This is a genomic window from Sulfuricella sp. T08 (assembly GCF_000971475.1).
Classification (GTDB): Bacteria; Pseudomonadota; Gammaproteobacteria; order Burkholderiales; family Sulfuricellaceae; genus Sulfuricella.
This window is the reverse complement of the sequence record NZ_DF967523.1, coordinates 40,637-54,730: the sequence shown is the minus strand read 5'-3', so window position 1 is coordinate 54,730 and position 14,094 is coordinate 40,637. Positions and strand designations below refer to the sequence as shown.

13 protein-coding genes are annotated in these 14,094 nt (G+C 55.9%); 2 read left to right on the top strand and 11 right to left on the bottom strand.

The genetic code is table 11. The annotated features are described in order from the left end of the window. Positions 1–2: 2 nt before the first annotated feature. The 11 genes from SCT_RS01985 to SCT_RS01935 form a co-directional block, all read right to left on the bottom strand. A complete protein-coding gene (locus tag SCT_RS01985; protein WP_059418433.1) occupies positions 3–557 on the bottom strand; it encodes a hypothetical protein in 555 nt (184 codons plus the stop codon). 108 nt (positions 558–665) lie between these two features. Further along, complete coding sequence (locus SCT_RS01980) at positions 666–3,017, bottom strand: AAA family ATPase (protein ID WP_059418431.1); 2,352 nt, start codon at positions 3,015–3,017, stop codon at positions 666–668. Further along, complete coding sequence (locus SCT_RS01975) at positions 3,017–4,636, bottom strand: restriction endonuclease subunit S (RefSeq protein ID WP_059418430.1); 1,620 nt, start codon at positions 4,634–4,636, stop codon at positions 3,017–3,019. Before SCT_RS01975 ends, SCT_RS01980 begins: the two co-directional genes overlap by 1 nt. Continuing rightward, positions 4,626–5,021: a nucleotidyltransferase substrate binding protein gene (locus SCT_RS01970; protein ID WP_059418428.1), complete on the bottom strand. Its 396-nt coding sequence runs from the start codon at positions 5,019–5,021 to the stop codon at positions 4,626–4,628. The genes SCT_RS01975 and SCT_RS01970 overlap by 11 nt, the downstream gene beginning before the upstream one ends. A 60-nt stretch (positions 5,022–5,081) precedes the next feature. After that, on the bottom strand, positions 5,082–6,668 hold the full coding sequence (locus tag SCT_RS01965) for a class I SAM-dependent DNA methyltransferase (protein WP_059418426.1): 1,587 nt from the start codon (positions 6,666–6,668) through the stop codon (positions 5,082–5,084). 181 nt (positions 6,669–6,849) lie between these two features. After that, on the bottom strand, positions 6,850–7,074 hold the full coding sequence (locus tag SCT_RS01960) for a HypC/HybG/HupF family hydrogenase formation chaperone (protein ID WP_237759552.1): 225 nt from the start codon (positions 7,072–7,074) through the stop codon (positions 6,850–6,852). A gap of 5 nt (positions 7,075–7,079) precedes the next feature. After that, complete coding sequence (locus SCT_RS01955; protein WP_059418423.1) at positions 7,080–7,571, bottom strand: HyaD/HybD family hydrogenase maturation endopeptidase; 492 nt, start codon at positions 7,569–7,571, stop codon at positions 7,080–7,082. Between the two features lie 68 nt (positions 7,572–7,639). Further along, positions 7,640–9,343: a nickel-dependent hydrogenase large subunit gene (locus SCT_RS01950; protein WP_059418421.1), complete on the bottom strand. Its 1,704-nt coding sequence runs from the start codon at positions 9,341–9,343 to the stop codon at positions 7,640–7,642. Positions 9,344–9,352: 9 nt separating this feature from the next. After that, the gene (gene hybB, locus SCT_RS01945; protein WP_059418420.1) at positions 9,353–10,507 is read right to left on the bottom strand and encodes a Ni/Fe-hydrogenase cytochrome b subunit; all 1,155 of its coding nucleotides are present in this window, start codon (positions 10,505–10,507) and stop codon (positions 9,353–9,355) included. Between the two features lie 10 nt (positions 10,508–10,517). After that, entirely contained in the window at positions 10,518–11,483 is a 966-nt protein-coding gene (gene hybA, locus SCT_RS01940; protein WP_059418418.1) for a hydrogenase 2 operon protein HybA, read from the bottom strand. Then, positions 11,480–12,655, bottom strand: coding sequence for a hydrogenase small subunit (locus SCT_RS01935; RefSeq protein ID WP_189799637.1), 1,176 nt, complete (start codon positions 12,653–12,655; stop codon positions 11,480–11,482). The genes hybA and SCT_RS01935 overlap by 4 nt, the downstream gene beginning before the upstream one ends. 275 nt (positions 12,656–12,930) lie before the next feature. Here SCT_RS01935 and SCT_RS01930 point away from each other — a divergent pair, with 275 nt between their 5' ends. Then, positions 12,931–13,650, top strand: a complete 720-nt coding sequence (locus SCT_RS01930; RefSeq protein ID WP_059418417.1) for a DUF4198 domain-containing protein — start codon at positions 12,931–12,933, stop codon at positions 13,648–13,650. Further along, positions 13,647–14,072, top strand: a complete 426-nt coding sequence (locus tag SCT_RS01925; RefSeq protein WP_059418414.1) for an ABC transporter permease — start codon at positions 13,647–13,649, stop codon at positions 14,070–14,072. Before SCT_RS01930 ends, SCT_RS01925 begins: the two co-directional genes overlap by 4 nt. The last annotated feature ends 22 nt before the right edge of the window (positions 14,073–14,094 follow it).

The following is a 14,094-nucleotide window of genomic DNA, read 5'->3' as shown; positions in this document are numbered from 1 at the left end:
GCTTACACCTCAGGGTTACGTTCTGTGACCAAATAAAGCTGTTCTGAAATCTCGACTATCCGGCACTGCTCGTTTCTCCTTAACCGGCCACCCTTCGCCAACAAATAATCCTGGTACTCCCTATCGTTTTTCTCGTAATGCACATCAAAAATGTTGTATCCCATCATGGCGAGAATTGGATTGTTGAAGATGGTGTGCGTCTTGAGCGTCAGCCAAAACATGATGAACATGAAAAAGGCGAAACTAGCGAGCAGCTGGGTGTTCCAGTGCTCAATTACAAAAAATGAAACCATGTAAGGGATAGTGTAACTGACCAACTCACCCGACTTATTTGATACGGACTTGATGGTGACCGGGGAAGTTGAAACCTTGGGAAGCCTAACTGTTGCCCACAAGATAATGCAGCTAACCGCTGCCAAGCCCAGAATTGGCCATATAACGAGTGGGTGCATCAACTCTTGTTTCTCAAAATCAAAACTCTGAATGCAGAAGATGATGGCAAGCGGTGAATAGGCGCTCAGAAAAATAATTACTGAGGAAAATAGCCGTAACTTCATACAAGCTCTTCCTCTGACAATTTGCCACTTGGCACCCTGCGTTTTCCTGACATCAGGCGGGGAAGCAGAGTGTCGTGCTCGGCCATTTTTTCGTCGATGAGGCTCATGTCACTCCCCTTCTTCTTGATTCTCTGGTGGGCTGACTAGCGCAAGCATTTGCCGGAAATGCTCCTTATCAGTATCTTCAATTAGGCTAAGCACGTCCTGGAGCACGGCTTGGGTCTCCGCGAGAATGGATAAGTCGTGCTCAGGTTCCGTGATTTGCTTGAGATGTGAATGAGTATGCAAGAACCGAAGCATGCGAGCCTTTTTCGCCGGGTCAAACGTAATTTGCTCTAATTGCTGGTATAGCTCGTTTGCCTTGCCCGGAAGTCGAAAGGCTAGAAAGGCCTCCAGCACGCGCCTGGCTATGTTTGGCATACCGTAGTTTACGGACAGCTCAACGAACCCTGATGGCCGATTAGCCTCCTCATAGACACATTTAAACAGGTAGTGGTATTCAGACTCATACTGTCGTAGCAGTGGGTCCAATTGCCCTATTGCCGAGTTGCGATGGTCAGCGAGGGTGGTAGAGGTAAGCATGTAGAAGCCAGCTGTTTTTTTCAGCGGTTTTGGCAAGTTGTGAAACCAGTTTTTTGCCAATCTGAAGAAAGCGAAATTATGTGTCAGTATGAATAGCTGGCCAGCGTCTTTGGTGCGGTCTCTCATAAAACCGAAAGCGCTATAGAGTGCATTGGCATCCAGACTGGAAACAGGGTCATCAATCACAACAACCCCATTTTTCAGGTCGAACTCGGTGTCCTGCAATGACTTTAAGAAATACAGAAATGCAATCGCAGTCCGTTCGCCTTCACTGAGGTTTGTCGCGGGTTGTCCGTATCTGGTAAGGGTGTACCCATTTTCGTGTGCAACGAATGCCAGTTCATCCCGGCCAAGGTATGCGCTTATCTCATTGGTCAGTTCGGCGGCGGGCCGATGGTGTTGCCTAATAACTCGAAGCAAAGCCGCGATTTTATTTCTTAGCTCCTTAACCACAGTGGTCGCTGTGTCCTCAGAGGCCTTGCTTGAGCCGATGGATTGCTGCTTGCGTTTATGCTCTTCAAAAGCCTCAGCAGCAAAGTTCTCTTCCAGTTTTTTTCTGGCCTTGGAGATTTCGTTGAGGTAGTTATCCGTCAGGTTATTGTGGGTGGCAATCAACGAACTAATTTTCTCGAAGGCCTCTTTCCCCTGGAGTGCTCCGAGTACGCCTGTCCCAGCCATGACCACGGAGAAGATTGTCCCAAGCACCCCCATTGGCTCATTGGTCAGAGAAGTTATGCCAAAGAAAGGTAGTAAGGCCACCGATGTGAATGGTGACTCCTTCTTGGCTGCCAAAGCCTGGAGAAGTGCATCCAGGTAGAGCGTTACATTCGTGCGATGTAATGCTATTTTGCCTACCGCCTTCTCATACTCTTCTGTGAGGTGGTCATAGAGTAGGGACTGCTCGGGCGGATGCCTCTCCTTGACCTGTCTCTTTGCGGCCTCAATTTTTGAGATGAAGCCCGCAAGTTCGACCTGGAATCGCTTAAAGTCATCATTGAAGTGCGCTTGTAGCTGCTGCAAGCGTTCTTCGGCAAGCGTCTGGCCACAGAAGCGACAAGTCGCTGACGCATGGTCATCTGTATGAAGCGGCAGGCCAGCGCCCACCCACGATGCAACAGGGGGGTCTTTTGCGAGCTCCTCAATCACCCGAGAAACAACAGATTTGCTCAACAAATGTTGAGCCGCACTCGTTAACTCGGAAAGGTTCGGATAGTCAGCCTGAAATACGGGTATCTTGGGTTTTGACTTCCCATCTTTAGCCTGTCTCAGCTCGGCTTTCTGTTGTTCGTTGAGGAGGCGGCTATTGTAGGTATCGTCTTTGAGCTGTCTTAAAGTTTCCTTGAAATTGCGCTTGTCGTAATTGTTGTATGGGCTGCCAGGTGCGGTCAGAAGCTCACGAATGATACGGGCCTGGTCCGTGCAAAATGCTTCGAACTCTGAGAGGGCCGCCTCGTGTTTGGCATGGGCATTGGTTTGTTCTTTCTGTGCATTCTCAAGCTGGACCTTGAATGCTTCAACCTGCCTCTGCTTCTCTACGCTGTCTTCACCCAGAAAGTAGATAGGGGAAAACTGTTTTCCAACTGTCTCGAAGACAGCCGCGTCAATGAAGTTGCGATTAAACACACGTATTGGAGGCAACGCAGCGCTATCTAGGCTCTTATTCGTGACGGAATGCTGGTCGATGATGAACTCGAACTCACCTTCTTGAACAGCTTGCGGATTGCCTAGTTGCCTGAAGAGACTCGATAGGGTTGTTTTTCCGGAGCCATTCCATCCGTAGATGAGGTTGAACCTGCCAAAATCAGGCAAATCCTCTGGCCAAGCAAAATCACGAAATACCCGATAGTTGCGTATGCGCTGGACTCGGGTGATTTTCACTAGGCGGCCTCTTCAACGGGCTCAGAGTCAGTTAGCCGCAGCTTGCCGGACAGTAGGCGGGGGAGCAGGGTGTCGCGTAGGGTGGCGAGGGTTTGGGCTTGCCTCTCGTTTTCAGCTTGTGACTTGAGAGCAACGGAGGCCAGGCTCGAGAATGCCTGAATTGAACTAGGCGATGGAATTAACACAGGCATACCACCGAGCAGTTTGGTAGTTAAACTACCCCGACTGCTGTGTGAATCTGAAAGATTACGCATTTCTTCATATCGTCGAGAAAGATTGAAGTACAACCATTCAGGTGAGCAATTATCTGAACTGGCTCTTACCGCGACAACAGACTGATTTATGTAAGTTTGCACTGCGCAATATGATGTTTGCCCACGTGTATGTCCTTGTCCAGCAGACGCAATCAAAATGTCACCAGGTAACGCCAACTTCGTGGATGAACCTGCAACAGCTTCCTGGCTAATTCGCTTTTCAGTCTCAATGACTATTTTGTTTCTGGTTTCACCAGACGAAAACCAACGAAGATCACCTTTCCAGAACTGCGGGCGACGAGTATCAGGAGTGCCACCACTGAAAATTTTCGCTGCCACCTCTTCAACGGTTCCAACCTGCCACCCCCTCGGCACCAAGCCCAGTTCCGATTCCTCGAAGCTGTCGGGAAAGAGCGCGGAGGTGGCTTCGTCCATGCCTTCCGGGACGCGGCCTTCGGCCTTGGCACGAACAGGGTCGAAATCCACGAACCACGACTTGAAAAGGGCTTGCGCGATGGCTTCAAGCGTGGTGTTGGTTTCGCGCAGCAGGGCGATTTTGTCGTCGAGAGCAACTAGTGTTGCCGAGATTTTCTCCTGCAACTCAAGAGGCGGCAGCATAAATCTAAAGTTGCGCATCAGTCTAAGCGAAACATTTTTGATTGTTGAGCCAGTAGCTAAATTATGGATGTAATTTTGAAATAAATCGCTAGTAATTACATATCGAACAAATTGTTTATCCACGCCTTCACGAACATTGAAGTAACAAGCACTTTTACCTAGGACAACCTTCTCTCCACGATATAGAGCAACATTACCCAATGTTCCATTTATGGAGACAAGAATAGTTCTGTTATTCAAATCTTTTTTGTGTTTATCAAATTCTGAGGCGGGCGTGCAGCGTGTGTTTTCATTGAATATGATTCTTCCATCATTTAAGTTGTTTCCATTGATGAAGTAATAATCACCCTGGTCATCATATTCGGGTGTTCCATGAAGCCCATCACCTAAGATAGTGGTTATCTCCTCCAATCGAACCTCTGTCCACTCAGAACTCATACCACAGCTCCGTTTCTGCACAACCACCTTGTCCCGCTCGATAATCTTGCGGAACGATGCGCTGGTGGTCGCCCAATCCACGATGTCTACTTTCCACGGTAAATCGGAATTAGAAAAATCATCCCCTATCGCCCCCAACACAGAAAAACTCAGCGGCTTGTCTGATACGACGCACAGGTCGAGGTCGGAGTATTCCTTGGCTGTCCACTTGGCGCGGGAACCGAATGCCCATACTTCATACTGAGGCACATGCTTTTGCAGGATGTCTTGGACAATCTGCAAATAGTCTGGGCGAATATCAAGCAGCATGGGTGCGGAGGCGTTGGAGCAAGTCCCTTGCATCCGGCAGGAACGAAGGGATGTGGGAAAACACCTGTTCCGCAATCTCCGAGTCATAGGTATGCGAGGTGCGATTACGGGCAGCCAGATGCCCCATCCATGCTTCGGCATCGGCAATCAAGCCGAACTTTGCGGCTTCCCGAATGGTGTCCTTTTGGGCACTGGCTGCATCAAGGGAAAAAACCTCTTTCAGAACGCGAATCATAAGTTGGCGAGAGACATCCATCGCAATTTCAAAGCGCTGGATGACACCATCCCGCACAGTAAGCAACTGCGGGTATTGCTCATGCTCGATTAAGCCCTGTTCCAATGCGGCAATTGAGAGCTCCAATGCCTCAAAACTCAATTCAGACATACGATAACTTTCTAGTGTATTTATTGGTTATGGCAACGACAGATTCGTGTTCGATGGTGCTCATAGCTTATATCCCAACCTGCCGAGCTTTTCGCGGATGAGGTCGTCAAGTTCGTCGCCTGCCTTCATCTGCTCAGCGAGTTTGGCGGTGAGCATGGCCATCTTGTCGGCGAAGGCCTCGTCGTCGTCCTCGACTTCTTCCGCCCCCACATAGCGACCGGGGGTGAGGACGAATCCGTGCTCGGCAATCGTGCTCAACTTAACGGAAGCGCAAAATCCGGGCTCGTCGGCGTACACCCTCTCCCCCAGCCCCTCTCCCGCTTGCGGGAGAGGGGAGAAAGAGTGCCGCCACGCATGGACAGCTAGTGCGATTTTTTCGATGTCGGTATCGTCGAACACCCGGAATACGCGACCTTCCATGCGGCCCAGCTTGCGCGCGTCAATGAACAGGAACTCGCCTTGGCGATTGCGGCCATTTTTGGTTTTGTCTTTGGCCAGAAACCAAAGGCAAGCCGGAATCTGTGTGTTGAAGAACAGTTGCGGCGGGAGGGCAACCATGATTTCCACCACGTCGGCTTCCACCATTGCCTTGCGGATGGCCCCTTCATTGTTGGTGTTCGACGACATGGAGCCATTCGCCAAAACCACCCCCGCCATACCAGTGGGCTTGAGGTGCCACAGCATATGTTGCAGCCATGCATAGTTGGCATTGCCCGCCGGTGGCGTGCCATACACCCAGCGCGGGTCGGAAGCCAGCTTGTCGCCACCCCAGTCGGATATGTTGAACGGTGGGTTGGCCATGATGTAATCGGCCCGCAGGTCGGGGTGCTGGTCTCGCGTGAAGGTGTCGGCGGGTTCCTTACCGAGGTTGAAATCCATGCCACGTATGGCGAGGTTCATCGCCACCAGTCGCCAGGTCGTCGGGTTGGATTCCTGGCCGTAGATGGAAATGTCGCCGAACTTGCCGCCGTGGGACTCGACGAACTTTTCGGACTGCACGAACATGCCGCCCGAACCGCAGCAGGGGTCATACACCTTGCCCTTGTGCGGGGAAAGCACTTCCACCAGCACTTTGACCACCGAGGCGGGGGTGTAGAATTGGCCACCTTTTTTGCCCTCGGCGCTGGCAAACTGGCCAAGAAAATATTCGTAGATTTCGCCCAGGGTGTCCTTGGCTTTATCCTTTGCGCCGAAGCCAATGGAGGAAATCATGTCAATCAGTTCGCCCAGTCGGCCCGGTTCGAGCTGGGTGCGGGCGAAGCGCTTGTCGAGGATGCCTTTTAATCTGGTGTTGTCCTGCTCAATGGCAATCAGGGCATCGTCGATGCGCTTGCCGATGTCGGGCTGCTTGGCTTGGTTGCGAATGGTTTCCCAGCGCGCGGATTCTGGCACCCAGAAGACGTTGGCCATGGTGAAGAAATCCCTGTCTTCCAGCATGGTGGGAACCTGACTGTCATCACCGAGGTAAAGCTCATGCTTGGGGTCGGCGAAAGCAGCCTGGAGTTCTTCCCGCCGCTCGTCGAAGGCGTCGGAGATGTATTTCAGGAAAATCAGGCCCAGGACGACATGCTTGTATTCGGCGGCGTCCATGTTGGAGCGCAGCTTGTCAGCAGCCGCCCATAGGGTCTTTTGCAGGTCTTGGTTCATGTTGTATCTGTCTTCTCCGAACCAATGCCGTAAAGCAAGGCTCTACTAATTAGGCTATTCAATCAGCATCATACCATTCAGGGGGGTTTTCGCGCAGCGTACTATGAACAGCAGCAAGGGTTCAGCTCAGAAAAAAGCCGACCATACCGGCCGGCTCATCTTACCCGAAAAAAACCCAGTATTAAGCCTGTGGAAAACCGACCACCTGGCCAAAAATTCTCAATGCTTCCTGCGCGACCTGATGCTCGACGCGCTCGTAGGCGAACCCGCCGGCCTGCACCAGAACGTAATCGCCCAGGGCAACCCCGTCGTTCATCAGCATCAGACTGACGCTGCGTAACTCGCCGAAGGCCTCGACCGTGGCCATTTCACCGGCCAGTTCTACGATGCGTGAAGGGATCGCCATGCACATCAGGCCACCTCCTCCTCGAGGCGTTCAGCTGCCATGCCGTGTTGCCGCAATTCTTCTACCAGCTGCGCCACCACTTTCGGCAACAGCACCTCGATCTGCGGTGTCAACGCCATACCGGTGGCCAGAGAGCAAGGCTCCACACCGATCACGGTCACGCCGCCCGGCTGCTCGCCGGTCAGAACGAGCGTGGCCAGCACGTCGGACAAGCCGATCTGGTGCGGCGACAGCTTGGTTTTGAAGAACACCGGCACCGCGTCGCCGGCTATCCTCACCATAGTGCCCGGATGCTTGCCGCTGCGCACCGCGTCGACAATGATCAGATGGTCGGCACAGGCCAGATCGTCGAGCATCTCCATCGCCGAGGTGCCGCCGTCGATCACCTCCACTTCCGGCGGCAGGCGGTATTCGCGCTTGAGCGACTCGACCGCGCGCACACCGATGCCTTCGTCAGAAAGCAGGATGTTGCCGACACCGAGAATGATTATGCGCATTTTTAAAAACCTTTCACCGCAAAGGACGTGAAAAACCTGGTAAACCTTCGCGTCCTTTGCGGTTAGCCTTAGAGGACTTTTACTTTCACTATCTCGCGCTGTTCGTCGTCGAGCACATGCACGGCACAGGCCAGGCACGGATCGAAGGAGTGCACCGTGCGCAGCACTTCGAGCGGGCGCTCCGGATCGGCCACCGGGGTATTGAGCAGCGATGCCTCGTACGGCCCGATAGCATCGCTCTCGTTGCGCGGCGCGGCATTCCAGGTAGTCGGCACGACCGCCTGGTAGTTGGCGATCTTGCCGTCCTTGATCACCACCCAGTGCGACAGCACGCCGCGCGGCGCTTCGTGGAAGCCAACGCCGCTGATTTCGCCTTTCGGGAACACTGGCTTGTTGAAGGTCTTGACGTCGCCCTTGGCGATGTTGTCCACCAGCATCTGCCACTGGCTCCCAAGCACGTCCACCTGCACCGCGCACGACACAGCGCGCGCGGCATGGCGGCCGATAGTGGAATGCAGCGCCGCCACCGGCACCTTGGTCTTGGCAATCGCACTGACGGTGTCGAGGGTCTGGGTGACGTATTTGACTGCGGGTTCGTAGTTGGCCGCCACCATCGCCAAGACCCGGGCCAGCGGGCCGACCTGGGCCGGTTTGCTGTAGAAGGTGGGCGACTTGACCCAGGAGTATTTGCCGTTGTCCTGAAAGTCGGTGTATTCCGGCACGGTCTCGCCCTTGTAGGGATGCAGCGCGCCCTTGCCGCCCTTGTACCAGGCATGCTTGACGCTTTCCTCGACGCCGTCGCGGAAATAAGGGTCGCTGAAGCTCTTGATCGCGTGGAACTTGGACAGGTCGCCGCCGGGAATGTAGCCTCCGGGCAGGGCGAATTGGGTGCCCTTGGTGTCGAGCGGGATATCCGGCACCGACAGGTAATCGGTGATGCCGGCACCGATCTGGGTCCAGTCCGCATAAAATGCGCCGATTGCCGCCACGTCCACCAGGTAGACATTCTTGACGAAATCCGCCAGCTCGTCGATCCAGGTCTTGATCGCCAGCAACCGCTCAACCGTCAGGACAGATTGCGAATCAAGCGCGATCGGGTTAGCCACGCCGCCCACCGCCATATTCTGGATGTGCGGCGTTTTCGATCCGAGAACGGCAACGATCTTGTTGGCCTTGCGCTGCACATCGAGCGCCTGCAGGTAGTGCGTCACAGCCAGCAGATTCACCTCCGGCGAAAGCTTCATCGCCGGGTGCCCCCAGTAGCCGTTGGTAAAAATGCCAAGCTGGCCGGTGCCGACAAAACCGGTGAGCCGCTCCTTCACCTTGGTGAACTCCTGCTTGCTGTTGCCGCTCCAGGTGGACAGGCTCTCGGCCAACTGCGCGGTCTTGGCCGGGTCGCCCTTGAGCGCGGAGGTCACGTCCACCCAATCCAGCGCGGAGAGATGGTAAAAATGCACGATATGGTCATGAATAGCGTGGGCCGTGATGATCAGGTTGCGGATGTACTGCGCATTAAGCGGCACTTCCAGGTTCAGGGCGTTTTCCACCGCGCGCACCGAGGCGATGGCATGCACCGTGGTGCATACGCCGCAGATGCGCTGGGTGATCGCCCAGGCATCGCGCGGATCACGCCCCAGCAGGATCTGCTCGACGCCGCGCCACATCTGGCCGGAAGCCCAGGATTTGGAGACTTTGCCGTTGTCCACCTGGCAATCTATCCTGAGGTGGCCCTCAATCCGGGTGATCGGATCAATCGTGATTCTTGTTCCCATGCTTGTCTCCTAGATTTGCTCTTCTTTCGGAAGAATCGGCAGGTAACGCACCAGCACGATGTAGCCCAGTATCTCCAGCGCAATCAAGCCCACGCTGACCATGATTTCCGGCACCGCCGGGAAATAGTGCCAGCCCGCGCCGGTTTCATAGCCAACCAGGAAGGCATTGATACGCAGGAAAAACCCGGCGAACAGCAGGCAAAACGCGGCAACAAATAATCTGGCCGGCTTCTGCCTTGCGGCGGGCTGCCACAGCAAGACCAGAGGAGCTGCGAACAGTCCCATTTCTACCCAGAACATGAAGGCCTCGATGCTGGGCTCGAACATGAAGCCGAGCGCGCCGCGCACCGCCAGGTCGCCCACCCGCACCACCAGGTAGGCCGCCAGCAAGCCGGTCATCAGGCGTGACAGACCGGTCAGAAGATGCAATTCCAGCGGCCGCTTGAAACCGCTCGACGACAGGCATGATTCAAAGATCACGATGGCGAAGCCGATCATCACCGCCGTCATCAGGAACAGCAGCGGCAGCATGATGGTCTGCCACAGCGGGTGAATCTGGTTGCCGAACACCACAATGAGCGAGCCCAGCGAGGATTGGTGCATGGAAGGCAGCAACACGCCCAGCGCAATGATCAGAAACAGAACTTTGTTGAGCTTTTTATGGATATCCTTGAAGCCGAATTTTTCCAGGAAAGCCGGCGAAAATTCAATCATCATCACGACGATATAGGCGGTAATGCACACCGCCACTTCAAACATCACCGAATTAACCTGGGCATAGCCTGGCCAGAAAATGTGCCAGGTATTCCAGTAGCGGCCCAGATCGAAGATAACCGAGGCACCGGCCAGGGTATAGCCGAACATGGAAGCCAGCAGTGCCGGCCGCACCATCGGGTGGTATTCGCCCTTGTTGAAGATATACACCAGCAGCGCCAATGAATAGCCGCCACAGGCGAACGCCGAGCCGATCACCACATCGTAGGCGATCCAGATACCGAAAGGATAACCGTCACTGACATTGGTCACCGCACCGATGCCCAACACAAAACGGATGCCCAGGATGACGAAGGCGATCGCCACCAGGATGGCCAGGGTGATCGTCACCGGGGTGACCAGCGGACCGCCGAGCGGGGCGGGAGCGGGATGGTTGTGAGTTGCCGACATCGAAGCCTCCTTATTCTTTCTCGTCGTCGCCGTAATTCTTGACGTTGCGCTTGGCGATGTACGTCAACCCGCCGAGGAACACCAGTGGCAGCACCAGCCCGCCGTACAGCGTGTGCTGCATGGTCTCGGAAGTGGCCGCATAGGAGCGCTCCGGCAGCGTGGGCATACCCAGTTTCTCGAAATGTACGGCAGACAGCTTGAGCATCTGGGTACCACCCAGTTCCTTCTCTCCGTAGATCTGCGGCAGGTATTTGGCCGCCTTGGCCGGGAAGGAAGACTGGTCGTGGGTGTTCAGGTTGCCGCGAGGGAATTCGGTGTCATCACCCGGCTTCAGCGCCAGCCGGCGCTTGGCCTCAGCATGCAGGTCGCTGACTTTGCCGAACAGGGTGGCGCCGGTCGGACACACGTAGGCGCAGGCGGCGTACTTGCCTTCCTTCATGCGGTGTGTGCACAGCTGGCACTTGGTGATCTGCGGGAAGGGCCGGTCGTACTGGAAGCGCGGCACGCCGAACGGGCACGCCGCCACGCAATAGCGACAACCGATGCAGGCACCCTTATCGTAGCTGACTATGCCGTTGACCGGGTCCTTGGTCATCGCCGACACCGGGCAGGCTGATACGCACGAGGGATCGACGCAGTGCAGGCAGGATACCTTCATGAAGGCATAGCCGTTCTTCTCGCTGTCCTTGATTTCGCCGCTGCCCTCCTTGTACATCTTGATGACATTGAGGGTCTTGCCGGAAATATCGAGTGGGGTATCCCAGTACTGCTCCGCCGTGGAGAACTCCGGCGGCATGCCGTTGGATTCCTTGCAGGCCGCCACGCATGCCTTGCAGCCGATGCACAGGGTGCTGTCGTAAAGCAGGCCGACCGCTTCGGGCGGCATGGTCTTGTTGGGGCGCGCCTGGGCAGGCGAGCCTGAAGCAAGCATAGCTCCGCCAGCCAGTGCGCCTTTCAGGAAATCGCGCCGTTTCATGGCTCGGCCCTTTCAGTTTTTGTCTTGCCTTCAGTCTTGTCAGATTTTTCAGGCGGCGGCACCGTCACCTGGCCGAGATTCTTGGCCATGGCCGCGGCCGCGCCCACCGCCGCACCGGCTGCCGCCGCTACTACCGCGACGGAAGCGATGGTGGCGCCCGAGCCCTGCTCCTCGACGATACGCGGGAAGCCGAGCGGCGGCACTACGTTCTTCAGATCAGCCAAGGCATGGATCGGCTTGGTGAAGCCGATGCCTTTTTCGGTACAACCGATGCAGGGATGGCCAGTACCGACCGGCCAGCTGGCGTTTCCGACGTCGCCGAACAGGATCGACGGGCAGTTGGCATAGGTTTCCGGACCCTTGCAGCCCAGCTTGTACAGGCAGTAGCCCTTGCGGTGGCCCTCGTCACCGAATTCCATGGCGAAACGGCCGGCGTCGAAATGGGCGCGGCGTTCGCAGTTTTCGTGGATCAGGCGCGAATAGGCGAATTTCGGGCGGCCCAGATGATCGACCTCGGGCAGCTTGCCGAAAGTCAGGAAATGCACCACCGTCGACAGGAAATTGTAGGGGTTGGGCGGGCAGCCCGGGATATTGGGGATCACCTTGCCCAGCACCTCGCTAGCGCTGGACGAGCCGGTCGGATTCGGCCCGGTGGAAGGCATGCCGCCCCATGAAGAGCAACTACCTATGGCCACCACTGCGGCGGCATCGGCGGCGCACTCCTTGAGCATGTCGATCGCGGTCTGGCCGCCGATCTTGCAGTAGATGCCCTTGTCCTTAGTCGGGATCGCCCCCTCCACCACCAGCAGGTACTTGCCCTTGTTCTCCTTCATTGCCAGCCGGCGAGCCGCTTCGACCTGATGGCCGGCAGCCGCGAACAGGGTCTCGTGGTAATCCAGCGAGATCACGTCCAGGATCAATTTTTCCAGGGTGGGATGCTCGGCGCGCAACAGGGATTCGGTACAGCCGGTACATTCCTGAAAGTGCAGCCAGATCACGGAAGGACGCTTTTTGCTTGCCACCGCTGCGGCAATCGCCGCGTCGGCGCCGGGCGGAAGGCCCATGGTGGCAGCCATCGCCGCACACAATTGCAGAAAGCTGCGGCGCGAAATACCCAGCCTGTTTTCAAGCATCACGATATTTTCGCTGCTTTCGATCTTTTTCTCGCTCATCGCTTGGCTCCCGATCTGTTTGGAGTTCGACACGAATTAAGGACATATATGTCTTCTATATAACAGCATAGTAGAAAATACTAAAAAGACAATATGATCCTGTATGGTCATTTGAAAATTCAATCAGGCAGCCCGTCTGAAAATACGATTCCCCAGGATTTGGATTGAAGATTTCCCTGCTGTGACGGGAAACTTGCATCCACGGCACCATGTTGTATGATGTTTTTATAATTCTTCATATAACATTTCCTGCATCCACCCTCGCCGGAGCCAGCATGTCCACATGGCAAACCATAGACTGGAAAATCAGCCTGTCGGTAGCGGCGCTACTCCTCTGTACCATGCCTGCGCTCGCCCACGACCTCTGGCTGGAAAGAGACAGCAACGGCTACCTCCTGTACCAGGGGCACCGGCATTCGGCCCACGCCGGCGCAGAGTTTGTGAACTACGACCCAGCCTTTGCCAAAAGCGCGGTCTGTGTCGATGACAGCGGCACTGTCCGCGCCCCGGCCCTGGTCAAAAACTTCCCAGTCCGCATTGTGGCAAACTGCGCGGCGCTGTTCGTCAGCTTTTCCTCCGGCTACTGGAGCAAGACGGCATGGGAAACCAGGAACGTGCCGAAGAATCAGGCCAGCGGCGTGGTCGAAAGCTGGTTGTCGGAGGAGTCGGTCAAGCGCATCGACCGCTGGGCGCCCGCAGCGGCACAACCACTGACCGACGGGCTGGAACTCACGCCGCTAAGCGACCCCACCCGTCTTAAACCGGGCGATAAGCTGACAGTGCTGGTAACCGAACACAAGCAGCCCCGTGTCGGCGTGCCGGTTGCCTACGGCGGCGATACGCGCGGCGCCAGCGGCGAAGACGGCAAGGTGGTGATTCGCCTGCGCCAGGGCGGCATACAGTTGATCGAGGCCAGCCTCGAAACCCGGCTCGCCGACGGCAAGGCCGACACCCTGGTCCGAGCCACCACCCTGCAGTTCGAGCTGCCGCAATGAAAAACTGGCTGCTGATACTGCTCCTGCTCGCCGCCCCCTGCGCCGCCCACGAGGTCCATCACACCATCGAAACCACCAGCGCAGTCACCGTGCACCTCGTCTATGCCGACGGCAAACCCTACGCCTACGAAGCCTACGAACTCTACCCGGCAGGCAAGGACATTCCGGCCCAAGTTGGCCGCACCGATGCGCAGGGACGCGTTGTCTTCATCCCCGGAGACAACCGGGCATGGCGTCTGAAAGCCTTTTCCACTGACGGCCACGGCACCGACCTGAGCTTCGAATCACCTGCCGTTGCCAGTTCTTCTTCCCCGGTCAGCCAAGGACCGAACCGGCTCAGCCTGATCCTGTTCGGGCTGTCGCTGCTACTGGCCGGCTTCGGCTTGGTCCAGCTCCTGATCAGGCAACGCAAAACCTCATGAAAAACCTGAGCGCACTCAACGA